Below are 25203 nucleotides of genomic sequence, written 5' to 3' on the forward strand. Positions count from 1 at the left end.
ATTACTACATTCTCATGACTTGGCAGTTGATTCAGAGGCTGGCGGGTTCCCGTCGGAGCCGCCTTGCCAGCTCTTGAATCAGGAGCTTTCCCGCACCATCAGCTCGAAGCCCAGGTCCTGCTGTGCATGCGTCACCCGCTTGCCATCGAGCAACGCCAACAGCGCCTGCGCCGCGCCCCGACCAACGGCAGCCCGTGGTGTGCGAATCGAGGTCAGCCGCGGCACCATGTGCGCCGAAGCTGGCAGGTCGTTGAACCCCACCATCGCCACCTGGCGTGGCACCTCCACCCCTTGGCGCAAGGCCTGTAGCACCGCGCCCTGGGCCAAGTCGTCATTACAGAAGAAGATACCGTCGACATCCGGCGCCTGTTGCATCAGCTGACTGAACAGCGCGCTGCCCAAGGCAATCGATGAAGGCTCCGGCGCCAACACTTCCAGCTCGGCGGCCTGCAGGCCGGCTTCGGCCAACGCTTGGCGGAAGCCGTCGGCACGCTGCATCACCCGAGGGTCGAGCTGCGCAGCAATGAATCCCAGGCGCTTGCACCCACGCTCGATCAAGTGCCGGGCCGCAGCGCGCCCGGCCTGCTGCTGCGAGAAACCGACCGACAACGCGCCTGGCTCACCGTTAAGCTCCATCATGTGCACGCACGGCACGCCGCTGGCAGCCAGCATCTGCCGTGCGGCATCGCTACGCTCGAAACCGGTCAGCAGCATGCCGCAGGGCTGGTACGCCAAGTAATTGCGGATCAGGTTCTCTTCTTCGGCAAGGTCGTAGTGATAGTTGCCGATCAGCACCTCGAGCCCACGCGGGCGCATGACCTCGTGGATGGCCTCCAGGGTGTCGATGAACAGCTGGTTTGACAGTGACGGGATCAACACCACCACCGACTGGCTGCGCGCCGAGGCCAGCGCCCGGGCCGCCGGGTTGGCCACATAGCCGAGGTTCGCTGCTGCGGCGACGACCTTTTCCACCAGTTCTGGCGCAACCGTGCTGACCCCGCGCAACGCGCGCGAAGCGGTAATCGGGGAAACCCCGGAAAGCCTGGCAACTTCAGCCAGGGTGGGACGACCTGTAGTGCGGGAGCCGATGCGGGACATGGATGTTGTAATTTTACTACTTGCAAGGATAGGGAACGGCCACTAAGGTAGCGCTGTCTCAGGACGCAGGCAATGTAATCTTTGGTAGCAGCCACCACGCGTGTGCCGCCAGGCGTCCATACTGCGTAAGGACAAGACCAATAACACCGGGGAGGTGGCTGCTCGTCAACAGCGAGACAGCGCTATCTCACCCCGCAGGAGGTACTGATGAATTCTCCCCTGTCCGCCATTGTGGTGATGGGCGTGGCCGGTTGCGGCAAGAGCTGCATCGGCGCCGCCATCGCTGCCAGAAGCGGCGGCCGCCTGATAGAAGGCGACGCTTTCCACCCTGCCGAAAACATCCGCAAGATGAGCGCTGGCATCCCGCTGGACGACAGCGATCGTGCCGGATGGCTGGTGCGCCTTGGCGAAGAGCTGCAAACCACCACCCAGGCGGGTGAGCGCCCGATCCTGACGTGCTCGGCACTCAAGCGCCGCTACCGCGACACCCTGCGCGATGCCATGCCTGGGCTGGTGTTCGTGTTCCTCGAACTGACGCCTGCCGAGGCCGAAAAACGCGTGCTGGCCCGCCCCGGGCACTTCATGCCGGCCAGCCTCATCGACAGCCAGTTCGCTGCCCTGGAGTCGCCACGCGGCGAGCCACTGACGCTGGCACTGGACGCCACCCAACCCATCGAAGCATTGGCCGAAGCGGTGGACCGCTGGCTAAAGCGCTGCGGTGAGCCGGGCCTGGCGCAGACCGCCTGACCCTGGCGGTTTTTCCGTCTCACCCAAGACAGCGCTACCCTGCCCCGTGAATGCGGGAAAAGATCCAAAAAGCTACGCCCAAAACAACGATAAGACCGAGGCCTTCACACCATGTTCGGACTGGCTACTGATACCTTCCTGCTGCTCGACGCGCTGGTTACCATCGTCGGGCTGATCCTGCTGATCACCCACTTCAAGGTCCACCCCTTCGTCGCCCTCACCCTCGCGGCCGGCTTCCTTGGCTTGACCTCCGGCATGCCCGTGGCCAAGGTCATGAAATCGTTCCAGGACGGCTTTGGCGGCGTGCTCGGCTTTGTCGGTATCGTGCTCGCCCTGGGCACCATGCTCGGCAAGCTGATGGCCGACTCCGGGGGCGCCGACCAGATCGCGCAAACCCTCATCCGCGCCTTCGGCAAGAAGAACGTGCATTGGGCGATGATGTTCGCCGCGTTCCTGGTGGGCATCCCGCTGTTCTTCGAAATCGGCTTCGTGCTGCTGATCCCACTGGTGTTCATCGTCGCCAGGCGCTCCGGGGTGTCGCTGGTGAAAATCGGCATTCCGCTACTGGCCGGCCTGTCGGTTGTGCACGGCCTGGTGCCGCCGCACCCAGGCCCATTGCTGGCGATCGGCATTTTCCACGCCGATATCGGCAAAACCATCTTCTATGGCCTGATCGTTGCGTTGCCCACCGCGATCATCGCCGGTCCGCTGTTCGGTAACTTCATTTCCCGCTACATACCGGGTAACCCGTCGCAGGAGCTGATGGACCAGATCGCCAAGGAGTCCGACCAGGGCAACCTGCCAAGCTTCAGCATCACCCTGATCACCGTACTGCTGCCGGTGGCGCTGATGTTGCTGAAAACCTTTGCCGACGTGGTGCTACCCGCCGAGCACATCGTGCGCCAGTGGATGGACCTGATCGGCCACCCGATCACCGCCCTGCTCGCCGCCCTGCTGCTGGCCTTCTATACCTTCGGCTCAGCCCGCGGCTTCAACCGCCAGCAGATCATGAAAATGCTCGACCAGAGCCTGGCACCGACCGCCGCCATCGTACTGATCGTAGGCGCTGGCGGTGGGTTCAAGCAGATGCTGGTGGACACCGGCGTGGGCAATGTAATCGGGCAAATGGCCGTGCAGGCAGAAATTTCACCGATCATGCTGGCTTGGCTGGTAGCCGCGGTGATCCGCATCGCCACAGGCTCCGCTACCGTCGCCACCATCACCGGTGCAGGTATCGTCGCACCGGTGATCGACCTGGTACCTGGGGTGAACCGTGAGCTGTTGGTACTGGCTACCGGTGCTGGCTCGCTGATTTTGTCGCATGTGAACGACGCCGGCTTCTGGCTGGTGAAGCAATACTTCAACATGACCGTGGCAGAAACCTTCAAGACCTGGAGCATGATGGAGACGATCCTGTCCATCGTCGGCATCATCTTCATCATGTTGCTGTCGCTGGTGGTGTAACCGTTGATCGGGGCCATGGCACTAGGATGCTTTGGGTAGGGCCGAAGGAAAACATGAGACCCACCCGAAGCAAAGGAGCCTGCCATGCCCCGTTCAAGCATCCTGCTGATTGCCCTGCTCGCCTCGCCATTGGCCCTGGCCGCCGGCACTGGCCCGACTTACCCCGACGACCCGCACAACCCGGCGCCACGGCCGGGCGTGGACAGCACCCTCAACCCGATCGAGAAACCCATGCCACGGGATACCGACCCGCGCATTCAGGGTAACGACCCGCAAAGCCCGCCGGCGAAGCAGAACGACAACCGCGACCTCCCGGGTATGGATGGGAGTGGTTCGGAGGGGACCGGTCATCAGGGCAATAGCGGCACGAGCACAGGTAACCCCTGATGACGCGGGCCGGTTGAAATCTGGGCCTTGCGCGGCCCTTTCGCCGCACAAGGCCGCTCTCACCAGTGCCTCGCATGGCCATGATTACCACTGACGCTTGTCAGGCCGGGTCAATCCCAGTTTCTCGATCCGGTAACGCAGCATGTCCCGCGACAGCCCAAGCATTCGTGCTGACTTGGTCACATTCCAGTCAGTGCGGTCCAGGGTCTTGCACACCAGGTCACGTTCCATGTCCGGCAGGCTGGTACCGGGCTCCGGCTCGTGTCGCGGCATTTCGAACATCACCGGCGCTGGCTGCTGCACCAATGGCTCGTCAATCAACGTCATGCACAGGTTCAGCTGATGCGCCTGCACCACCTCGTTCGGCGCCAGCAACACGGTCTGCTCCAGCATGTTGCGCAATTCGCGCACATTACCGGGCCAGCTGTAACCAAGCATCAAGCTTTCTGCTTCGGCAGAAAAACGCAGGTTCGGCTTGCCATACCGCCGGCCATGGTGGGCCAGAAAATGCCTTGCCAGTAACAGAATGTCCTGCCCACGGGCATACAGGCGCGGCACCTTCAGGGCGATGATACGCAGACGGAAGAACAGGTCGCGGCGAAACTTGCCCTGCTGCACCATCTGCTCCAGGTTACAGTTGGTAGCGCTGATCACCCGCAGGTCGACCTTGCGCTCCTTCACTGCACCAATCCGTCGGATGCTTCGATCTTCCAGCAACTTGAGCAGCTTGGCCTGCAGCACCAGGTCCATCTCGCCGATCTCGTCAAGGAACAAGGTGCCGCCATCGGCAGCCTCTACCAGGCCCACCCGGCGCTCCTTGGCATCGGTGAACGCGCCCTTCTCGTGGCCGAACAGTTCAGCCTCCAGCAGGTTGGCAGGGATCGAGGCGCAATTGAACTCGATGAACGGCCCTTTGCTGCGCGAGCCGTCAAAATGCAGGGCACGGGCCACCAGCTCCTTGCCGGTGCCGGTCTCGCCTTCGACCAGCACTGGTGGCAGGTCGTCGCTGGCCATGCGCCGTTCGGCATCGAGCACCTGGCGCAGGGTGTGCTTGAGCGTGAGCATCACCGGCGACTCGCCAATCAGCGCCTGCAGCCCGGACTTCTGCGCCTCGCGTTCCTGGTAGAACGACAGCGTGCGCTCCATGCGCTCGGCGGCCAGGGCCTTGTCCAGGGTCAGCTTGAGCTCGGCCAGTACCACAGGCTTGGTCAGGTAATGGAACGCGCCCTCCTTCATCGCCTGCACGGCATCTTCGACATTGCCGTAGCCGGTCATCATGATCACTTTCAAGTCCGCCACCTGTGCCACCAGGGTACGCAGCAGGTCATGCCCGCTCATGCCCGGCAGCGAGTTGTCGGTCAGCACCGCATCGGGCTGGGCCCGCTTGATCTGCTCCAGCGCCAGCTCCGCGCTGTGGCAAACGGTAACCTCGTAGCCCTTGAGGCTGAGGTAGGTGCGAATGTTGTCGGCGAGGATTTCATCATCCTCGACTACCAGGATGCTGTGCTCCATGGTCCCCTCCCGCTGCGATATTGAATGTAAGGCTGACGCGGGTTCCTTCCTCTTCGCGGCTGCTCAGGCTGACCGAGCCGCCAAAACGTTCCATGATGCGCTTGACCAGGGCCAGGCCTACACCGAGGCCACCCTGCTTGGTGGTGAAGAACGGCTTGAACACCATCCGTTCCTGTTGTTGGCTCATGCCCTTGCCAGTGTCGGTGAGCACGAACTCGGCACGCTGGCCCTCCTGCACATTGACCTGCGCAGTCAGCATGCCACCCGCTGGCATGGCCTCCAGGGCATTGGAGAACAGGCTATTGAGAATCTGCGTGAGCTGTAGCGGCTGGCTGGCCACCCACTGCGCGTCAGGCCCTTCGAAATGGAACCGCACACCATTGCGCGCGATCTGCTGGACGAATGCCAGATGGGTATCCTCGATGGCCGCTACGAGGTCCACAGCCTCGGCCTCGTCGCTGACCGGGCGCAACGACACCAGCAGGTCACGCACCCAGCGCGACATGCGGTCCACCTGGCTGATGATGTCGGTGATGTTCTTCTGCGCTGCGGGGTTGGCGATTTCCTGGGCCAGCTCGGCGCTGGAACGGATATTGGCCAGCGGGTTGCGCAAGCTGTGGGCCACCGCCGAGGACATCTCGCCCAACGCCACGTAGGTTTCGCTGGCCACCAGCCGGTCTTGCTGCAGGTGCAGCATCTGCGCCGCTCGGCGCACGATCCAGAACAGCCCGAAATAGATCAGCGCCCCGCCCACCAGGGTCGACGCCCAGATCAGCACATAGCCGCGCTGGATGCGCCGAATCAGGTCCTGCGGCTCCTTGTAGATTTCCACCATGGCCAGCACCTGCTCGCCCTGGCTGTCGAACAGCGGGATGTAGTTCTCGATGAACAGGTAGCGCGGTTCACGCTGAAACTTCTGCTCTTCGCGATCATCCTCGGCCTTGTGGTAGCTGGCCGACACGGCCTTGCGCGAGCGGAATGCACGGTCGAGGTCGCCATCGGCTTCTATCCGCTTGCCGATCAGCTCGACATTGGTGGACCAGACAATGGTGCGGTCGCGGGCATAGACATTGGCCAGCAAGGTGTCCGGCAGGTGCTCGACATGGTCAAGGAACTCGACCCGGGTCGCTTCGGCCAGCGCCGGGGTGAATTGCAGGTGCTGCAAGTCCAGGCGCGGGTCCAGCAACTCGCCCATGGTGGTACCCGGCGGTAGCTGCGAATGGCGCACCTCGGCTTGTGCCATGGCCTGAATGAACTGCGCGGTCAGCATGGCATCGCGTTGCACGCTGTCGCGCACCACGAAGCGCGTCGAAACGTAGCCCAGCCCACCCGCCACCGAGGCAATGATGAGCAGGCTGATGACCGAAAACCAGCGCAGCAGGTTGAATTCACGCAAAGGAACGGCCAGACCGCTGGCGGTCGCATTGGCCTTGTCGGGCGCTTCGTTTTCCAGCATCTGCATCGCGTGGTTCCCGCGCAGGGCGTCCGTTCAGAATTGCATCAAGGCCAATGACCGTAGTCACCGATTTGCAATCCACCTGGGCAGCCGCAGCTGCCATTTGTCGCGTGTTGCGCTCCACAGATCACGTAGCAAAAACTTGGCCAGCGAAATAAGAAATAATCTTTTACTTATATTTCAATAATTTACATTCGATTTATTAACCAAAATGGAGAAAACTCTCCCCACATTTGGGTAATTTCCACCCAAAAAGCGTATTCTTTTATAAATCAATGAATTACCAGAAATTCTTAATGTAATTCAGAGCGTATTAGCCAAGCGAAAACTTAACGAAACCCGGGTGCCATGACCTTCGCTGCTGCTGAGTCGAACCGTTCCGCCGAAACGTTCCATGATGCGTTTCACCAGTACCAGCCCCACCCCCAGCCCACCCTGCTTGGTGGTGAAAAACGGCCGGAAGGCCATACGCTGCTGCGCTTCGTTCATGCCCTTGCCATTGTCGGACAAGCGCAGGGTCAGGCAGCGCCGGTTCTGGCGCACCACCTCGATACGCAGCCGCCCGCCCTGCTCCATCGACTCCAGGGCATTGGCAATCAGGCTGCTGAATACCTGACGCAGTAGCGCCGGGTGCCCCAACACCTGCACTGCCGGTAACGGTTGCACGTCCAGGCTGACCCCATCGCGTGCCAGCGGCACGGCGTAGGTTTGCAGGCTTTCCTGCAATGCCTGGGGCAAATCCACCGCCACCGCCTCGTCGTTCAACGGGCGCAGTGACTGCAGCATCTGGCGAATCCACTGCGACATACGATCGACCTGGTTGATGATGTCGTTGACCTGGCGTTGCGCCGGGCCTTCATCGAACGCCTGGGCCAGTTCGGCACTTGAGCGGATACTGGCCAACGGGTTGCGCAGGCTGTGGGCCACCGCCGAAGACACTTCGCCCAGTGCCACGTAGGTTTCGCTGCTGATCAGCCGTTTCTGCTGCACCGCCAGCAACTTTGCGGCGCGGTGCATGATGCCGTACAGGCCAACATAGACCAGCGCGGCGCCGACGGTGATCGCCAACCAGATCAGGATCAAGCCATGCTCGATGCGCACGATCAGGTCATGGGGCTCTTTGTATATCTCGACCATTGCCGTGACCTGTTCGCCATCGGCATCGAACAGCGGTATGTAGTTTTCGATGAACAGCTGCTCGGGGGGGGTAATGAACTTTTGCTCGGCGCGGGCCTGCTCGAAGTTGTGATAGCTGGCCGAGACCCGCATCTTGTACTCGAATGCCCGCTCCAGGTCGTCGTCGGCGTCGATCAGCTTGCCGATAAGGGCCGGGTTGCTGGACCAGATCACCGTGCGGTCCGGGGCGTAGATATTGGCCAGCAGCATATCGGGCAGGTGGGCGATATGGTCAAGGAATTCACCGCGCGCTTTGCGCCGGGCATCCGGGTCGACATCGGGCAAGTTGCTGCGGTCGGTGCGCGGGTCGAGCAGTTCGCCCATGGTGCGCACATTGGGGATAGACACATGGCGCACTTCGGCATCGGCGATGGAGGTGATGAACTGCGCGGTTAGCAATGCATCGCGCTCGACGCTCTCGTCGATGATGAAACGGCTTGAAATCAGCCCCAGCCCAGCGGCCACCGACAGGATGATGGCCAGGCTGACCCAGGCGTACCAGCGCAGCAAATTGAACGGCTTGTGCGGGGCAGCCAGTTCGCTACCGGCGGGCACGTCAAGAGCGTCGGAACGAGGGGCGAGGTCCATGGTGGACTCCACTGCTGGGCACCTTCAGAAGGTTATAGCCCAGACTTGGGGAAACTATGGTATTAAATTAATAGCATCTGCCGAAGGGTAGTTGGGAGGTGCGTACTGTGCAGGCTAACTACAAAGGCGAATCAGCTGCCAACCCCTGCAACTTGCGGTATTCCCGCAGTACTGTGGGCACATAACGCCGTGTCTCGGCGAACGGCGGCACGGCCCCCCTTCGCAATACGGCATCCGGTCCGGCGTTGTAGGCCGCCACGGCCAAAGTGATGTCGTTGTCGAACAGCGTGAGCATCTGCTTGATGTAGCGTGCCCCGCCCTGCACGTTGTCTTCCGGGTCCAGGCGGTCTTCCACACCCATTTCTCGGGCGGTATCCGGCATCAATTGCATCAACCCCACCGCCCCCGCCCGCGATCGGGCCTTGGGGTTGTACCCGGACTCGGCCTTGATCAGTGCATGCAGCAGCGCCGGCGGCACATTGTGAATGCGCGCCGCCGTCGCCACCACCTCGGCGTAAGGGCGACCCGTGATCATCTGCGCATTGGCCGGCCCGCCCTGGGCCAACGGCTCGGCGATTACCTTCTCATAGTGGCGCCCTGGTCGATGGACGTTGGTCAGTACATAGCCACCCTTGGCATCGATTGAGATGTACATATCGGCCTGGGCAGCACCTGCCGCCAGCCAGATCAAACCGAGGATGAGTCCACGCATGTCGGTCGCCTCTTCGTCGTGGCCCCCAATGTGGGGAAAATGCCCCGGAAAACCCGTGGACGATGACCACGACGCAAGCACTGTGCCGCTTCCTGTGCCGCATGGCGCAAGGCCCCGAGGCAGACGTGCACGGCTGTTGCATGGTGCCTGCCAACACGTGTCCCCATGCAGTGGAGGGCTTCACCATGCAGCGCAGAACCAACCCGCAACGTGGCTTCACCCTGCTTGAACTCCTGGTGGTACTGGTGGTGCTCGGCCTGCTGGCCGGCATTGTCGCGCCCAAATACTTCAGCCAACTGGGCCGCTCCGAAGCCAAAGTGGCGCGAGCGCAGATCGAGGGGCTGAGCAAAGCCCTGGACCTGTACCGCCTGGAGGTCGGCCACTACCCCAACAGTGAGCAAGGCTTGCAGGCACTGGTGGTTGCCCCCAGTGGCGAGACGCGCTGGACCGGCCCCTACCTGCAGAAGGCTGTGCCGCAAGACCCGTGGGGCCGCCCCTACATCTACCGGCAACCCGGCGAGAACGGCGGTGAGTACGACCTGCTGTCGATGGGCAAGGACGGCCAGCCGGGTGGCGATGGGGAAAACGCCGAAATCACCAGTTGGCAGTGAGGAGAACAACCATGCGCTACAGCCTCAAGGCCCTGGGCAGGCAGGGCGTGGTGCAGTTGCAGATCGACGCCGAAGACGCCGAGCAGGCTCGCCGCCAGGCCGAAGACCAGGGCCTGCGCGTGCTCAGCCTGCGCGGCAGCGGCGGCTCCTTGCGTGGTATGGCCTGGCGCCGCGAAGCGGCGTTTGACCTGGTGCTGTTCAGCCAGGAATTGTCGACCCTGCTCAATGCCGGCCTGCCGCTGATCGACGCACTGGAAAGCCTGGCAGAAAAGGCCCCTTCGCCTGCAACGCGCAAGGTGCTGGCCGAACTGGTACGCCAGTTGTACGAAGGCCGCTCGCTGTCCCAGGCCCTGGGCCAGCAACCCCGTGTATTCCCGCCGCTGTATGTAGCGCTGGTGCAGTCCAGCGAGCGCACCGGCGCGCTGGGTGACGCCCTCGCCCGCTACATCAGCTACCGCCAACGCCTGGACCTTGTGCGGCAGAAACTGGTCGGTGCCTCGGTCTACCCGTTGTTGCTGTTGCTGGTGGGAGGCGGCGTGGTGCTGTTCCTGCTCGGCTACGTGGTGCCGCGCTTCAGCCAGGTATTCGAAGGCATGGGCACCGAGCTGCCCTGGCTATCACGGGTGCTGATGCAGATCGGCCTGTTCCTGCATGCCCAGCAATTGCCCCTGGCGCTGGGCACCGTCGGCGGGGTCACGGCGCTTTGGCTGTTGCGGCGTCATCCGCGTGTACGGCATTGGGCCTCCTGCCAGTTACGGCGCCTGCCAGCACTGCACCAGCGTCTGATGATGTACGAGCTGGCGCGCTTCTATCGCTCGCTGGGCATACTGCTGCAAGGCGGTATTCCCATCCTCACCGCCATGGGGATGGCCCGCGGCCTGCTCGGCAGCGCAGCAGCGCAGGGCCTGGCGCAAGCCAGCCAGCGGGTGGGCGAAGGGCTGCCCCTGTCCGATGCACTGGAGGCCGGGCACCTGGTTACACCGGTATCGCTGCGCCTGCTGCGGGCCGGCGAGCAGTCGGGCAACCTGGGCGAGATGCTGGAACGCTGCGCCGACTTCCATGACCAGGAAATCGGCCGCTGGGTGGAATGGTTCGTCAAACTGTTCGAACCCCTGCTGATGACCTTCATCGGCTTGCTGATCGGCCTGATCGTGATCCTCATGTACATGCCGATCTTCGAGCTGGCCTCGAGCATTCACTGAAGCGCCAGGCCTAGGCTTTCGCGCAGTGTGGTGCCTTCATAAGCAGTGCGGTATACCCCGCGTTCTTGCAGCAAGGGCACTACTTCCTGGGTAAGCCGGCGGAACTGCCCTGGGTGGCCGATGTAGATGTTGAAGCCATCCAGCGCCCGCGCCTCGAACCATTCGGCCATCTTTGCCGCAACTGTTTCAGCCGAGCCGACGAAAGCGCCCGGGCGCAGCTTACGCCCGTACTCCACCGCCTGTCGCAGGCTAAAGCCCTGCTCCCGTGCCTGGTCGGCGATGCGCTTGGCGTTGGTGAAAAAGCTGCTGCGCGCCTGTTCCAGGCTTTCTTGTGGGAAGGGTGCGTCAAGGTCGTACTGGCTGAAGTCATGCCAACCAAAATTGCGCCCGAACTCCTTGAGGGCCAGTTCGAAGCTGTGATCCTGCTGGTGGTAATGACGCTCGATCTCGCGGGCGTGTTCGTCGGTGTCGCCCACGTAGACCTCGGCGCCGGGCAAAACCAGCAATTGCTCCGGGTCGCGGCCTAACCGCGCCGCACGGCCTTTCACATCGCGGTAAAACGCCTGCCCCTGCTCGATGCTGGCGGCATGGGTGAAGATGACATCCGCCGTGGCGGCCCCCAGCTCGCGGCCTTGCTGCGAGTCGCCGGCCTGGAAGATCACCGGCTGGCCTTGGGGTGAACGCTGGATATTCAAAGGCCCAACGACCGAGAAGTGCTCGCCCTTGTGGTTCAGCGCGTGCATACGGCCAGGATCGAGAAACTGCCCGGTTGCGCGGTTGCGCGGGAACGCGCCGTCCTCATAGGACCGCCACAGGCCCTGCACCACCGCTACATGCTCCTGAGCCCGGGCGTAACGGGTGTCGTAGTCGTAATGCTCGTCTCGGCCATAGTTGCCAGCAGTGCCGGCGTCACCGCTGGTCACCACGTTCCAGCCGGCGCGGCCTTTGCTGATCAGGTCCAGCGAGGCCAGGCGGCGGGCGACGTTGAAGGGTTCGTTGTAGGAAGTGGTCAGGGTGCCGACCAGGCCGATATTGCGGGTGGTCACCGCCAGTGCCGAGAGCAGGGTCAGCGGCTCCAGGCGGTTGAGGTAGTGGGACGGTGAGCCGGGGGTGATGTACTGGCTGTCGACGATGAACATCAGGTCGAACAACGCCGCCTCGGCCTGGCGGGCGATATCGATGTACCAGTCGATATTGACGCTGGCATCGGCCGGTAGCTCCGGGTCCAGCCACAGGTTGTGCCGGCCGGGGCCGCCACAGCCCATGGTCAGGGCGCCGAGTTTGATTTTGCGGGTGGTCATGGTCATTCCTCGCAAGCACAGGTGAAATCAATGCTCGAACGCTGGCGCGAACGAGGTATCGAACAGGCTCGCCGCCGGGTATCCCTTGATCAGCCCCAGCCCGGCAAAGAAGTTCACGGTTTTCTGCGCATCCACGATCACCTGCGGGTTCAGCGGTGCCACATCGGTGCGCGCGCGGGCAAACCAGGCACGGGCAATATCGCGGTCGGCGCGGGTGCGCTTGGCCCAGGCATCGGCATAGGCTTCGGTATGCGCCGGGTCGCTCAAGGTCCAGTCACGGGCCTTTTTCAGGCGCTGGAGAAAATCGCTGATCTGCGCCCGCTTGGCCTCTACCGCCTTGGCGTTGGCCACCACGAAGCTCTGTGCCGGGATCAGCCCTTCGGCCGTGGCCAGCACCCGCGCCCCTTGGCGCTCCTGTTGGGTGACATAAGGCTCCCAGGTGGCGATTACGTCCACCGAGCCACCATCCAGGGCATGCGAGGCGTCCAGGGCACTGAGGTAGCGCAGCTCCAGGGCATCACGCGGCACGGCAGCCTTGTCCAGCGCGCTGAACAGCAACTGCTGGCTCCACGAGCCCTTCCAGATCGCTGCGCGCTTGCCGCGCAAGTCTTCGAGGCTGTGAATGTTCGAGTCCTTGCGTGCCAGGATGGCCACGCCATCGAGGTTCTGCCGGCTGACCGCGATCACCTTGATCGGCGCGCCCAATGCCCCGAGGAACAACGGCGGCGCATCGCCCAGCAAGCCGATGTCCAGGCTGCCCACATTCAGCGCCTCGGCCACCGGCGAACCGGCGGTAAATTGCTTCCATTCGAGGGTATACGGCAGGTCTTCGAGCACACCGGCTGCTTCCATCACGGCACGGGCATTGAAGCTCTGGTCGCCGACCACCAGGGTTTGTGCAGCGGCGGCCAGGCTTAGGGAGCTGGCCAGCACACCGGCGGCCAATTGCTTGAGGTATCGCACGTTCGTCTCCAGGTACCGTCGGGGTACATAAGGCCGATCCGCGCGTGCGGTCTCGTAGGTTGTACGTTCATTTGAAAACAGATCGGGGCAATCTGTAAATGCATTTTATGCATATTAGCTTATGCATATTTTTACTTTTGAGAATATTTAGCGCATTTGCTAGGGTTAAGCAAAACCGCCAGCCGAGCCTGAACCATGAGCCAACCCCTACGCTTCGAGCGCTTGCGACACTTCATCGACGCCCTTTCGCAACTGCTGGACCGGGAAACCGACGAAGCCACACTCCTCGACCAAGGTCAGGGCCTGCTGCGCAGCCTGGTCGCGCATGACGACTGGCTACCAGAGGCATTGGCGCAGCCAGATCCAGCCCGCTATCAGCAATATCTGCTGCACTGCGATTCGCGCCAGCGCTTTTCCATCGTCAGTTTCGTCTGGGGGCCCGGCCAGCAGACGCCGATTCACGACCACCGGGTATGGGGCCTGATCGGCATGCTGCGTGGCGCCGAATACTCGCAAGGCTTCACCCGTAGCGAACAGGGCGCCTTGCTGCCGGCGGGCGAGCCTGTGCGTATCGATCCCGGCCACGTCGAGGCTGTTTCGCCCCGCATCGGCGATATCCACCAGGTCAGCAATGCCTTCGGTGACCGGGTGTCGATCAGTATTCACGTGTACGGCGCCAACATTGGCGCCGTCAGCCGGGCGGTTTACCTGCCCGATGGCACCGAAAAAGCGTTCATTTCCGGCTACTCCAACCACCTTCTGCCCAACATCTGGGACTTGTCCAAAGAGAACCCTGCCCCATGAGCACCGTTGCCACCCGTTCCTATCACGCCATTCGCCAAGCCCTGCTGGCCCATGAAGAACTGGCACTGATCGATGTGCGCGAGGAAGACCCGTTCGCCCAAGCACACCCACTGTTCGCCGCCAACCTCCCATTGTCGAAACTGGAGCTGGAAATTTTCGCCCGCGTGCCCCGCCGTGACACCCCCCTCACGGTGTATGACGACGGCGAAGGGCTGGTTGCTCTGGCGGCCGAACGCCTGGTGGCACTGGGCTACAGCGATGTTGCAGTGCTCGAAGGTGGCCTGGCCGGCTGGCGCGCAGCCGGTGGCGAGCTGTTCCGTGACGTCAATGTGCCGAGCAAGGCCTTTGGCGAGCTGGTCGAAAGCGTGCGCCACACCCCATCGCTGGCGGCCGAACACGTGCAAGCGCTGCTGGACGCCAAAGCCGATGTGGTGGTGCTCGACGCCCGCCGCTTCGACGAATACCAGACCATGAGCATTCCTGGAGGCATCAGCGTGCCGGGCGCCGAGCTGGTGCTACGGGTTGCCGAACTGGCGCCCAGCCCCGCCACCCAAGTCATCGTCAACTGCGCCGGGCGCACCCGCAGCATCATCGGCACCCAGTCGCTGGTCAACGCCGGCATCCCCAACCCGGTGGCCGCCCTGCGCAACGGCACCATCGGCTGGACCCTGGCCGGGCAAACCCTGGCTCACGGCCAGGAGCGCCGTTTTGCAGCGGTCAGCGATACCACCCGCATCGACGCCGCTCAGCGTGCACGCCATGTAGCCGACCGTGCCGGTGTGCTGCGCCTGACGCGCGAAACGCTGGCCACCTGGCAGGCCGATAGCCGCCGTACTACCTACCTGTTCGATGTGCGCACGCCTGAGGAATACGCCCATGGCCACCTACCGGCCAGCCGCAGTGTGCCAGGCGGGCAACTGGTGCAGGAAACCGACCATGTCGCCAGCGTGCGCGGGGCGCGCATCGTGCTGGTGGATGACGATGGCGTACGGGCCAACATGAGCGCCTCGTGGCTGGCGCAAATGGGCTGGCAGGTAGGGGTGCTCGATGGTCTGTCGGTGGCGGACTTCAGCGAGACCGGCGATTGGCAGGCACCGCAGCCTGCACTACCCGCAGTCACCGAAATCGGCGTCGAGCAACTGCATGACTGGCTGCAAGCGCCAGGCACCGTGCTGCTGGACTTCACCAGCAGTGCCAACTACGTCAAACGCCACATTCCAGGCGCCCATTGGGCGATCCGTGCGCAATTACCGCAGGTGCTGGAGCAGTTGCCGGTTGCCGAGCGCTATGTGCTGACCTGCGGCAGCAGCCTGCTGGCACGCTTTGCGGCGGTAGACTTGCAAGCACTTACGCAAACCCCGGTGTATGTACTGGACGGCGGTACTGCGCGCTGGATTGCGGCAGGCAAACCCTTGGACAGTGGCGAAACCCACCTGGCGGTTGCGCGAACCGACCGCTATCGCCGGCCTTATGAAGGCACTGATAACCCACGCGAAGCCATGCAGGGATATCTGGATTGGGAGTTCGGGTTGATTGCCCAACTGGAGCGCGATGGCACCCATGGGTTCAGCGTATTGAGCTGAGATTGCCGGGGCGCTCTGCGCCCCAACCATGCCCGCCATCGATGATTGATCCGCACATATCATTCAGCGTGATAATAACCTTCGTCTCGTTCGATTCGTGCCTCACGCGCAACACACTCACACTCCGCCCACTACTAATACATTGGCGGAGTTCTCCATGGAACAATCACTCAAACCCTTGCGCTTTCCCCTCGCTGCCCTGGCAGTGGTGGTGATCAGCGCTTGCGGTCGAACCCCCGACGCCGTGCAGGCTCCCGCCGCGCCGAAAGTCACTGTTGCCAAGGTGATCGAACAACCGATCAACGAATGGGACGAGTTCACCGGCCGCCTCGAAGCACCGGAAACCGTAGAGGTGCGCCCACGGGTCTCCGGCCAGATCGACCAGGTAGCCTTCACTGAAGGCGCCCAGGTCAAGAAAGGCGACCTGCTGTTCCAGATCGACCCACGCCCGTTCCAGGCAGAAGTCCGCCGCCTCGAAGCGCAGTTGCAACAAGCCAAGGCCACCGCCATCCGCAGCGCCAACGAGGCCCGCCGTGGCGAGCGTCTGCGTGACAGCAATGCCATTTCCGCCGAACTGGCCGAATCGCGCAGCAGCGCCGCCGCCGAAGCCCGCGCCGGGGTCGATGCGATCCAGGCTCAACTCGACCTGGCACGCCTGAACCTCAGCTTCACCCGCGTCACCGCACCCATCAGCGGCCGCGTCAGCCGCGCCCAGTTCACCGCAGGCAACATCGTCAGCGCCGATGTCACCCCGCTGACCAGCGTGGTGTCCACCGACAAGGTCTATGCCTACTTCGACGCCGACGAGCGCGTTTACCTCAAGTACACCCAGCTGGCCCGCGAAGGCCAGCGTGGCCAGAGCACCCCGGTGTACCTGGGCCTGACCAGCGAAACCGGCAACCCGCACTTGGGCCAGATGAACTTCGTCGACAACCAGGTCAACCCGCGCACCGGCACCATCCGTGGCCGTGCGGTGTTCGACAACAGCGACGGCCAGTTCACCCCTGGGCTGTATGCGCGTCTGAAGCTGGTCGGCAGCGCCCAGTACGACGCCGTACTGATCAACGACGAAGCCGTAGGCACCGACCTTGGCAAGAAGTTCGTACTGGTCATGGACAAGGACAACAAGGCCGCCTACCGCGCCGTGGAGCTGGGGCCGAAGCTGGAAGGCCTGCGCATCGTGCGCAGCGGCCTTGGCAAGGACGACCGCATCGTGGTCAAGGGCCTGCAGCGTGTGCGCCCTGGCTCGCCGGTCACCCCAGAAGAAACGCCAATGGCCAGCGAACAGACCCTCGCCGCCCTCGCCCAGCAGCGCCAGGCCCTGGAGGCCAGCAACCCGGCGCCGAAGGTGGCGGGCAACAACGTGAAAGTCGCCAGCGCCCAGGCGCCACGCGGTTAAGGGAACCTACCGATGAACTTCTCGAAATTCTTCATTACCCGGCCGATCTTCGCCGCGGTGCTGTCGCTGGTGCTGCTGATTGCGGGTTCCATCTCGCTGTTCCAGCTGCCGATCAGCGAATACCCCGAAGTGGTGCCACCCACCGTGGTGGTGCGCGCCAACTTCCCCGGTGCCAACCCCAAGGTCATTGGCGAAACCGTTGCCGCGCCGCTGGAGCAGGCCATTACCGGTGTGGAGAACATGCTGTACATGTCCTCCCAGTCCACTGCTGACGGCAAGCTGACGCTGACCATCACCTTCGCCCTGGGGACCGACCTGGACAACGCTCAGGTGCAGGTGCAGAACCGCGTCACGCGTACCCAGCCCAAACTGCCCGAGGAAGTGACCCGTATCGGTATCACCGTCGACAAGGCCTCGCCCGACCTGACCATGGTCGTGCACCTGACCTCGCCGGATAACCGCTACGACATGCTTTACCTGTCCAACTACGCCATCCTCAACATCAAGGACGAGTTGGCGCGTCTGGGTGGTGTAGGCGACGTGCAGCTGTTTGGCATGGGCGACTACTCGCTACGCGTGTGGCTGGACCCGAACAAGACCGCTTCGCGCAACCTGACTGCCAGTGATGTAGTGGCCGCGATCCGCGAGCAGAACCGCCAGGTTGCCGCTGGCCAGCTGGGCGCCCCGCCCGCCCCCGGCTCCACCAGCTTCCAGCTGTCGATCAACACCCAGGGCCGTCTGGTCAATGAGGAAGAGTTCGAAAACATCATCATCCGCGCCGGTGCCGATGGCGAAATTACCCGCCTCAAAGACATCGCCCGGGTCGAACTTGGCTCCAGCCAGTACGCCTTGCGCTCGCTGCTGAACAACCAGCCGGCGGTGGCCATCCCGATCTTCCAGCGCCCAGGCTCCAACGCCATCGAGATCTCCGACGAAGTACGGGCGAAAATGGCCGAGCTGAAGAAGGACTTCCCGGAAGGGATGGACTACAGCATCGTCTATGACCCGACCATCTTCGTGCGCGGCTCCATCGAAGCGGTGGTGCACACCCTGTTCGAAGCCCTGGTGCTGGTCGTGCTGGTGGTGATCCTGTTCCTGCAGACCTGGCGCGCTTCGATCATCCCGCTGCTGGCAGTACCGGTGTCGCTGATCGGTACGTTTGCGGTGATGCACCTGTTCGGCTTCTCGCTCAATGCGCTATCGCTATTCGGGCTGGTGCTTGCCATCGGTATCGTGGTGGACGATGCCATCGTCGTGGTGGAGAACGTCGAACGTAACATCGGGCTCGGGCTGAAACCCCTGGAAGCCACGCAGAAGGCCATGAGCGAAGTGACTGGGCCGATCATCGCCACCGCGCTGGTGTTGTGCGCGGTGTTCGTGCCGGCCGCGTTCATCTCTGGCCTTACCGGGCAGTTCTACAAGCAGTTCGCCTTGACTATCGCCATTTCCACTGTGATCTCGGCGTTCAACTCGCTGACCTTGTCGCCGGCCCTGGCTGCCGTGCTGCTGAAGGACCACCATGCACCCAAGGACCGTTTCTCGCGGTTCCTCGACAAACTGCTGGGCAGTTGGCTGTTCGCCCCGTTCAACCGTTTCTTCGACCGTGCCAGCCACCGCTACGTCGGCGGCGTGCGCCGAGTCATTCGCTCCAGCGGCATCGCCCTGTTCGTGTATGCCGGCCTGATGGGCCTGACCTACCTCGGCTTCTCGTCCACCCCGACCGGTTTCGTGCCGGCCCAGGACAAGCAGTACCTGGTAGCCTTCGCCCAACTGCCGGACGCCGCCAGCCTCGACCGTACCGAGGCGGTGATCAAGCGCATGAGCGAAATCGCCCTGAAACAACCTGGCGTTGCCGACTCGGTGGCGTTCCCAGGCTTGTCGATCAACGGTTTCACCAACAGCCCGAACAGCGGCATCGTGTTCACCCCGCTCAAGCCGTTTGATGAGCGCAAGGACCCGAGCCAGTCGGCGGCAGCCATTGCAGCCGCGCTGAATGCCCAATTCGCCGACATCCAGGACGCTTACATCGCCATCTTCCCACCGCCGCCGGTACAGGGCCTGGGCACGATTGGCGGCTTCCGCCTGCAAATCGAAGACCGTGGCAACCTGGGCTACGAAGCGCTGTACAAGGAAACCCAGAACATCATCGCCAAGAGCCACAACGTACCCGAGCTGGCAGGCCTGTTCACCAGCTACCAGGTCAACGTGCCGCAGGTCGATGCCGCCATCGACCGGGAAAAGGCCAAGACCCACGGTGTGGCGATCACAGACATCTTCGACACCCTGCAGGTTTACCTGGGCTCGCTGTACACCAACGACTTCAACCGTTTTGGCCGCACCTATCAGGTCAACGTCCAGGCCGAGCAACAGTTCCGCCTCGATGCCGAGCAGATCGGCCAGTTGAAGGTGCGCAACAACCTGGGCGAGATGATCCCGCTGGCGACCTTCCTCAAGGTCAGCGATACCTCCGGGCCAGACCGCGTCATGCACTACAACGGTTTCATCACAGCCGAAATCAACGGGGCCGCAGCGCCGGGCTACAGCTCTGGCCAGGCCGAAGCCGCCATCGAGAAGCTGCTGAAAGAGGAACTGCCCAACGGCATGACCTTCGAGTGGACCGACCTGACTTACCAGCAGATTCTCTCGGGCAATACTGCACTGCTGGTGTTCCCGCTGTGCGTACTGCTGGCGTTCCTGGTACTGGCTGCCCAGTACGAAAGCTGGAGCTTGCCGCTGGCGGTGATCCTGATCGTACCGATGACCCTGCTGTCGGCCATCACCGGTGTGATCGTGTCGGGTGGCGACAACAACATCTTCACCCAGATCGGCCTGATCGTACTGGTGGGCCTGGCGTGCAAGAACGCGATTCTGATCGTCGAGTTCGCCAAGGATGAACAGGCCAAGGGCCTCGACCCGCTGGCTGCGGTGCTGGAAGCCTGCCGCCTGCGCCTGCGGCCGATCCTCATGACGTCGATCGCCTTCATCATGGGTGTGGTGCCGCTGGTGTTCAGCTCCGGTGCAGGTTCCGAAATGCGCCATGCCATGGGTGTGGCGGTGTTCTCGGGGATGATCGGGGTGACCGTGTTCGGCCTGTTCCTGACCCCGGTGTTCTTCTTCCTGATCCGCCGTTTCGTCGAGCGTCGCCAGGCCCGCAAGGCCGAACGCGTTCAAGTGCTGGAGAACCATGCATGAACCTGCTCAAACCCCTGACCCCAAGCCTGCTGGCACTGGCCCTGGCGGCCTGTGCGGTAGGCCCGGACTACCAGGCCCCCGCTACCGAGCCTGCGCAGCTGGCCAGCGATGTGCAGGCCAAGGCCTACGACCGAAGCCGCTTCGAGAGCCTGTGGTGGAAGCAGTTCGACGACCCGGTGCTGAACCAGCTGGTGCAGGCTTCGCTGGACGGCAACCGTGATTTGCGCGTGGCCTTCGCCCGCCTGAAGTCGGCCCGCTCGATCCGTGAAGACGCTGAGAACGATCAGTTCCCGGTGGTCACCAGCCGCGCCAGCAGCGACATCGGCAAGGGCCAGATCCCAGGCCAGACCACCCAGCGGGTGAACAGCGAGCGCTACGACCTGGGCCTGGACATGGCCTGGGAGCTTGACCTGTTCGGCCGCATCCAGCGCCAGATCGAAGCCAGCGAAGCCCAGGAAGCGGTAGCCGCCGCCGACCTGCAGCAGTTGCAAGTCAGCCTGATCGCCGAACTGGTCGATGCCTACGGGCAATTGCGCGGTGCCCAGTTACGCGAAAAAATCGCCCTGGCCAACCTCAAGACCCAGCAGGAATCGCGCACTATCACCGAAACCCTGCGCGATGCCGGCGTGGGCAACGACCTTGACGTGGTGCGTGCCGATGCGCGCCTGGCCGGGGTCGAAGCCACCGTGCCGCAACTGCAGGCCGAACAGGCACGGGCGCGGCACCGCATCGCCACCCTGCTCGGCCAACGCCCTGACGCGCTCAGCGTAGACCTGTCGCCCAAAGCCCTGCCGGCCATCGCCAAGGCGCTGCCGGTGGGTGACCCGGGTGAGTTGCTGCGCCGCCGCCCGGACATCCGCAGCGCCGAACGCCAGCTGGCGGCCGCCACCGCCAACGTGGGCGTGGCCACCGCCGACCTGTTCCCGCGGGTCAGCCTCAGCGGCTTCCTCGGCTTTACCGCCGCGCGCGGCTCGCAGATCGGCTCCTCGGCGGCCAACGCCTGGGCGCTGGGCCCGAGCATTACCTGGGCGGCCTTCGACCTGGGCAGCGTGCGGGCCCGCCTGCGCGGCGCCAAGGCCGATGCCGAAGGGGCATTGGCCAACTACGAGCAGCAAGTACTGCTGGCCCTGGAAGAGTCGGCCAACGCCTTCAGCGATTACGACAAAACCCAGCAACGGCTGTTGTCGCTGATGCGTCAGAGCGACGCCAGCCGCAAGGCGGCGGAGCTGGCCTCGATTCGCTATCGCGAGGGTACGGTGGATTACCTGGTACTGCTCGATGCCGAGCGCGAACGGCTGAGCGCTGAAGATGCACAGGCCCAGGGTGAGGTTGAGCTCTACCGCGGCATCGTCTCGATCTACAAGGCCCTGGGCGGTGGCTGGCAACCGGAGACCGTTGCCAGCGCCCACTGACCCCCGTTTCAACGACTCCTTTGGTTGGTTCCTCCCCCAACCGTTTGCCCCGCAGGCCTTGGCCCGCGGGGCTTTTTTATGCCCGACAGCATCGGGGGCCGAGGCTCGGTACGCAGCGCTCAGGCCTTGTTCAACACGCCCCGCAACAGCAACTCCAGTGCGTTCAAACCCTTCAACAGCCGGCCTTGGCCGTCTTCCCCCTGTGCAATCCAGCAGGCGGCTTCCGCCAGGCTCCCGTAAATCAACGATGCCAACGCCTGTGGGTCGGCTTCGGCAATGACGCCCTGCTGCATGAGGTCTGCGATCAACCGTTGCATCGACGCAATGCACTGCCGTTGCGAACCCGGCGAAGCCCCGCCGAGCACCGCTTTGGCGTCACGCAACACAATGCGCTGAATCTCCGGCTCCAAGGCCATTTCCAGGTAAACCCGACAACGTTGGCGAAAGCCCTCCCAGGCATCTTCGGCCGCCTCCGAAATTGCTTGCAGGCGCTGGTCCATCTCGGCGTCGATCTGCTCCACCACCGCAGTCAACAAGCCTTGCTTGTCACCAAAATGATGATAAAGCGCCCCTCGAGTCAGCCCCGCCTGTGCGGTGAGGTCATCCATGGAGGTGTCCGCATAACCCAGCGCAGTGAAGCACTGGCGGGCGGTTGCCAACAGCGTGGCGCGGGTTTCTTCCATCTCGGCACGGGTGCGGCGAACCATGTGTCTCTCCTTACATACGCAATGCATGTAATGTCACCACGCAGGCCTGGCCCGTGGCAAGCAGCCTGTTCGGTTCGGTTGCAATTACCCCCCGGCTGGCCCAAGCTCTGCCCTTCCCGCCGCCACGGATCGTCAGATGCCCAGACGCAACCGCTACCTGATCGCCCTACTGTCGTCGATTGTGGTATTGGCCCTGTTCGGCTACCTGTGGCGTGACGCCCCGCCCGCGCAGCCTACCTTGCCGGCACACAGCTACACCAAGGCGCTACGCCAGGCACACGACGGTCAGCCTGGAGCAGCACGGGTGCTGTACCAGCAATTACAACGTAACGACCTGCCCGCCATCCGCCGTGCGGCGCTGTACACAGAGTTACCCAACTACCCCTCGCCGCAGGCATTGAAACTCGCCAGCCAGGACCTGGAGCATGGCGACCCGCTGGTGCGTCGTGCGGCCATTGCGGGTATCCGTCGCCTGCTGCCGGCGGCGCAGCGCAGCCTGGTACTCGGCCCGCTGCTGGACGATGACGACCAAAGCGTGCGCTTTGCCGCCGTGGATGCCCTGCTAGGCCTCGATCCCGACGCCATCGGCCTGTACTTCGGCCCGCTTCAGGCAGCCCTTGAGCAATACCAGCAAGCCCTGGAACAGCAACCCGAGGATGCCGACGCGCAGGTGCACCTGGCGCGTCTGTACCTGCATGAAAACGACTACACCCAGGCCTCCACAGCACTGCAACGCGCGCTGGCGGTTGACCCCGGCAACCTCGACGCGCTGGCCACTCAAGTGCGCCTGCTGGAACGCCAGGGCCATCACGACGCCTCACGCCAAGTACTGGGCAAAGCCTTGGCGTTGAGCCCTGACTCGGCCTTTCTGCAGTACGAACTCGGGCTTTGGCTGAACCGCCACGAGCAGCGCGAATATGCCTTGCTGGCCCTTTCCCGCGCCGTCGAACTTGACCCGGACAACACAGACTATCGCTATACGCTGGCGGTTACCCTGCACGAACTGGAGCAACTCGATGCCGCGCAGAAGCAACTGGAAACCGTGCTCAATCGGCAACCCGCCAATCGTCGGGCGCGGGTATTGCTGATTCAGTACTGGAAAGAATCCGGCCAACTGCAGAATGTGCAGGTACTGCTGGCCGAACTGGAACGCCAGAACCCGGACGATCCCGTATTGCAACAGGGCCTGTAGGCCATTCCTGATTTATTGTTGAACCCCGTGCCAGTGCCCGGGGTCCAGTGGATAACAGGCCACCCTACAGGAGAGCCGTTTTGGCCAGTTCGTTGACGCTGGATCAACGTGCGTTGATTCTGGCACCCCCGCCGTTGGCGGCGGACACCTCGAACCTGCTCGCTCGCGCCGGCATCGAAAGCCTGTGTGCGGTCGACATGGCCAACCTGCAGGCGCGCCTGGCCGAAGGCGCAGGTTTGGCGATCATTGCCGAACAAGTGTTCAGCCATGGCCCATGCGAGTCGCTGCAAGCCTATATTGACCAGCAACCAAGCTGGTCGGACCTGCCCATCGTACTGGTGACCCAGGGCGCCTGGTCAGCCACTGGCGCGACTAATCACCCCGTGGGCAACCTGGCATTGCTGATTGCGCCCTTCGAACACGCCCAGCTGTTGCACATGACCCAGTCCGCACTGCGCAACCGCCGCAGGCAATACCTGATACGTGACCAGCTCCATGGCCTGCAGCAGCGCCTGGACACCCAGCTTGAGCCGCCAAACGAAGAACAGCAGCACAGCGAATTCTCCCGCTACCAAGTACGCAAGATGGAAGCCATCGGCCAATTGGCCGGCGGCGTCGCCCATGACTTCAACAATTTGCTCACCAGCATTGGTGGCAGCTTCGAACTGATCGAGCGGCGCCTGTACCAAGGCCGCAGCGACGGCCTGGACGGCGTGCTGAGCATGGGCCGCGAGGCTGTAGCACGCGCCGCCCGCCTGACACACCGCCTGCTGGCATTCTCTTCCCGACAATCGCTGCATAACCAACGTATAGACCTGCATACTCTGCTGCGGGCAAACCGCCTCAAGGCTTGTCTCAGCCCGTCGGTAAACCTGCAGGTGCAGGTTGCCAAAGGGCTCTGGCCTGTGGAGGCAGACGACGAGCAGCTGCACGAAGCCCTGGACAACCTGCTGCTCAATGCCTGCGAAGCCATGCCCAGTGGTGGTCTACTGCGCATCGAGGCGAGCAATCAATACATCGCCACCGAGCAATTCGCCGACGGCGCTCTGCGCGAGGGCGATTATGTGCGCCTGCGGATCATCGACGACGGCCAGGGCATGGCACAAAGCACACTGGAGCACGCCTTCGAGCCGTTCTTCAGCACCAAGGCGACCGGCCAGGGGATCGGGCTCGGCTTGTCGATGGTGTACGGCTTCAGCAAGCAATCCCACGGGCATGTCACGCTGCACAGCGAGCTTGGCCAAGGCACCCAGGTAGAACTGTACCTGCCCCGCCATCGCGGTGAAGCTCGGCGAGTGTCCAGCCCAACGCCTCCCAAACAAGGCGATTGTAGCCGGCATGTCTTGGTGGTCGAAGATGACCCTGATGTGCGCCATCTGCTGTGCCAGGCTCTGCGCGACGACGGCTTCCCCTGCCACAGCGCTGCCAATGCCAACGAGGGTTTGAAAGTTTTACGCTCGGCACAAGCGGTAGACTTGCTGGTCAGCGATGTTGGCTTGCCCGGCATGAATGGCCGGCAACTGGCCGAAATTGCTCGCAGCCTGCGACCGCACTTGCCAGTGCTATTCATCACCGGCTATGCGGAGACAGCCATGGCCCGTGAGGGCTTCCTGGGCACGGGCATGCACCTGATCTGCAAACCGTTCGAACTGAAGCAGTTGCAGGCCCAGGTGACGCAGATTCTTGGCAAGCCCTGA

Annotated in this window: 20 protein-coding genes; 12 read left to right on the forward strand and 8 right to left on the reverse strand. The window is 63.1% G+C overall.

Annotation, left to right across the window (positions count from 1 at the left end; translation table 11 throughout):
• Positions 1 to 78: 78 nt before the first annotated feature.
• On the reverse strand, positions 79 to 1098 hold the full coding sequence (gene gntR / locus DM807_RS08800; RefSeq protein ID WP_179027277.1) for an HTH-type transcriptional regulator GntR: 1020 nt from the start codon (positions 1096 to 1098) through the stop codon (positions 79 to 81).
• A 207-nt stretch (positions 1099 to 1305) separates the two neighbouring features.
• On the opposite strand from gntR, the gene DM807_RS08805 reads away from it, so the two are divergent.
• The 3 genes from DM807_RS08805 to DM807_RS08815 all read left to right on the forward strand — a co-directional run bounded on the left by DM807_RS08805 (position 1306) and on the right by DM807_RS08815 (position 3696).
• Positions 1306 to 1845: a gluconokinase gene (locus DM807_RS08805; RefSeq protein ID WP_012272164.1), complete on the forward strand. Its 540-nt coding sequence runs from the start codon at positions 1306 to 1308 to the stop codon at positions 1843 to 1845.
• 111 nt (positions 1846 to 1956) lie between these two features.
• Positions 1957 to 3309: a GntP family permease gene (locus DM807_RS08810; RefSeq protein WP_003253832.1), complete on the forward strand. Its 1353-nt coding sequence runs from the start codon at positions 1957 to 1959 to the stop codon at positions 3307 to 3309.
• Positions 3310 to 3393: 84 nt separating this feature from the next.
• Positions 3394 to 3696 (forward strand): hypothetical protein, encoded by a 303-nt coding sequence (locus tag DM807_RS08815; RefSeq protein WP_012272163.1) that lies wholly within the window; start codon positions 3394 to 3396, stop codon positions 3694 to 3696.
• An 84-nt stretch (positions 3697 to 3780) separates the two neighbouring features.
• On the opposite strand, the gene DM807_RS08820 is transcribed toward DM807_RS08815, so the two are convergent.
• The 4 genes from DM807_RS08820 to DM807_RS08835 form a co-directional block, all read right to left on the reverse strand.
• Positions 3781 to 5208: a sigma-54-dependent transcriptional regulator gene (locus DM807_RS08820; protein WP_012272162.1), complete on the reverse strand. Its 1428-nt coding sequence runs from the start codon at positions 5206 to 5208 to the stop codon at positions 3781 to 3783.
• On the reverse strand, positions 5177 to 6670 hold the full coding sequence (locus DM807_RS08825; RefSeq protein WP_179027278.1) for a sensor histidine kinase: 1494 nt from the start codon (positions 6668 to 6670) through the stop codon (positions 5177 to 5179). The genes DM807_RS08820 and DM807_RS08825 overlap by 32 nt, the downstream gene beginning before the upstream one ends.
• Positions 6671 to 6967: 297 nt before the next feature.
• Complete coding sequence (locus DM807_RS08830; RefSeq protein ID WP_012272160.1) at positions 6968 to 8428, reverse strand: sensor histidine kinase; 1461 nt, start codon at positions 8426 to 8428, stop codon at positions 6968 to 6970.
• A gap of 118 nt (positions 8429 to 8546) precedes the next feature.
• Positions 8547 to 9140: a lytic transglycosylase domain-containing protein gene (locus DM807_RS08835; protein ID WP_041166486.1), complete on the reverse strand. Its 594-nt coding sequence runs from the start codon at positions 9138 to 9140 to the stop codon at positions 8547 to 8549.
• A gap of 185 nt (positions 9141 to 9325) precedes the next feature.
• Here DM807_RS08835 and gspG point away from each other — a divergent pair, with 185 nt between their 5' ends.
• Together gspG and DM807_RS08845 are read left to right on the forward strand one after the other, a co-directional pair.
• Entirely contained in the window at positions 9326 to 9751 is a 426-nt protein-coding gene (gene gspG / locus DM807_RS08840; protein ID WP_012272158.1) for a type II secretion system major pseudopilin GspG, read from the forward strand.
• Between the two features lie 11 nt (positions 9752 to 9762).
• A complete protein-coding gene (locus tag DM807_RS08845) occupies positions 9763 to 10953 on the forward strand; it encodes a type II secretion system F family protein (RefSeq protein ID WP_012272157.1) in 1191 nt (396 codons plus the stop codon).
• Here the strand turns inward: DM807_RS08845 and DM807_RS08850 are convergent.
• Positions 10947 to 12254, reverse strand: coding sequence for an LLM class flavin-dependent oxidoreductase (locus tag DM807_RS08850; protein WP_060494569.1), 1308 nt, complete (start codon positions 12252 to 12254; stop codon positions 10947 to 10949). The two genes, DM807_RS08845 and DM807_RS08850, sit on opposite strands and share 7 nt — an antisense overlap.
• A gap of 27 nt (positions 12255 to 12281) precedes the next feature.
• Complete coding sequence (locus DM807_RS08855; RefSeq protein ID WP_179027279.1) at positions 12282 to 13217, reverse strand: aliphatic sulfonate ABC transporter substrate-binding protein; 936 nt, start codon at positions 13215 to 13217, stop codon at positions 12282 to 12284.
• Between the two features lie 195 nt (positions 13218 to 13412).
• Between DM807_RS08855 and DM807_RS08860 the strand changes: the two genes are divergently transcribed.
• The 5 genes from DM807_RS08860 to DM807_RS08880 all read left to right on the forward strand — a co-directional run bounded on the left by DM807_RS08860 (position 13413) and on the right by DM807_RS08880 (position 21607).
• Positions 13413 to 14021: a cysteine dioxygenase family protein gene (locus DM807_RS08860; RefSeq protein ID WP_012272154.1), complete on the forward strand. Its 609-nt coding sequence runs from the start codon at positions 13413 to 13415 to the stop codon at positions 14019 to 14021.
• A complete protein-coding gene (locus tag DM807_RS08865) occupies positions 14018 to 15604 on the forward strand; it encodes a rhodanese-related sulfurtransferase (RefSeq protein ID WP_012272153.1) in 1587 nt (528 codons plus the stop codon). The genes DM807_RS08860 and DM807_RS08865 overlap by 4 nt, the downstream gene beginning before the upstream one ends.
• 157 nt (positions 15605 to 15761) lie before the next feature.
• On the forward strand, positions 15762 to 17003 hold the full coding sequence (gene mexE, locus DM807_RS08870; protein WP_012272152.1) for a multidrug efflux RND transporter periplasmic adaptor subunit MexE: 1242 nt from the start codon (positions 15762 to 15764) through the stop codon (positions 17001 to 17003).
• 12 nt (positions 17004 to 17015) lie between these two features.
• A complete protein-coding gene (locus DM807_RS08875; protein ID WP_012272151.1) occupies positions 17016 to 20195 on the forward strand; it encodes an efflux RND transporter permease subunit in 3180 nt (1059 codons plus the stop codon).
• Positions 20192 to 21607 carry an efflux transporter outer membrane subunit gene (locus tag DM807_RS08880; RefSeq protein WP_060514772.1) on the forward strand — a complete coding sequence of 472 codons (1416 nt, stop codon included), beginning with the start codon at positions 20192 to 20194 and terminating at the stop codon, positions 21605 to 21607. The genes DM807_RS08875 and DM807_RS08880 overlap by 4 nt, the downstream gene beginning before the upstream one ends.
• Positions 21608 to 21726: 119 nt before the next feature.
• Here DM807_RS08880 and DM807_RS08885 read toward each other — a convergent pair whose 3' ends face one another.
• Positions 21727 to 22314 carry a TetR/AcrR family transcriptional regulator gene (locus DM807_RS08885; protein WP_012272149.1) on the reverse strand — a complete coding sequence of 196 codons (588 nt, stop codon included), beginning with the start codon at positions 22312 to 22314 and terminating at the stop codon, positions 21727 to 21729.
• Between the two features lie 136 nt (positions 22315 to 22450).
• On the opposite strand from DM807_RS08885, the gene DM807_RS08890 reads away from it, so the two are divergent.
• Together DM807_RS08890 and DM807_RS08895 are read left to right on the forward strand one after the other, a co-directional pair.
• Entirely contained in the window at positions 22451 to 23506 is a 1056-nt protein-coding gene (locus DM807_RS08890) for a HEAT repeat domain-containing protein (RefSeq protein ID WP_060493474.1), read from the forward strand.
• An 80-nt stretch (positions 23507 to 23586) separates the two neighbouring features.
• Complete coding sequence (locus DM807_RS08895; RefSeq protein WP_069943120.1) at positions 23587 to 25203, forward strand: ATP-binding protein; 1617 nt, start codon at positions 23587 to 23589, stop codon at positions 25201 to 25203.

Origin of the sequence: Pseudomonas hunanensis (genome assembly GCF_013393325.1) — a bacterium.
Taxonomy (GTDB): Bacteria; Pseudomonadota; Gammaproteobacteria; order Pseudomonadales; family Pseudomonadaceae; genus Aquipseudomonas; species Aquipseudomonas putida_P.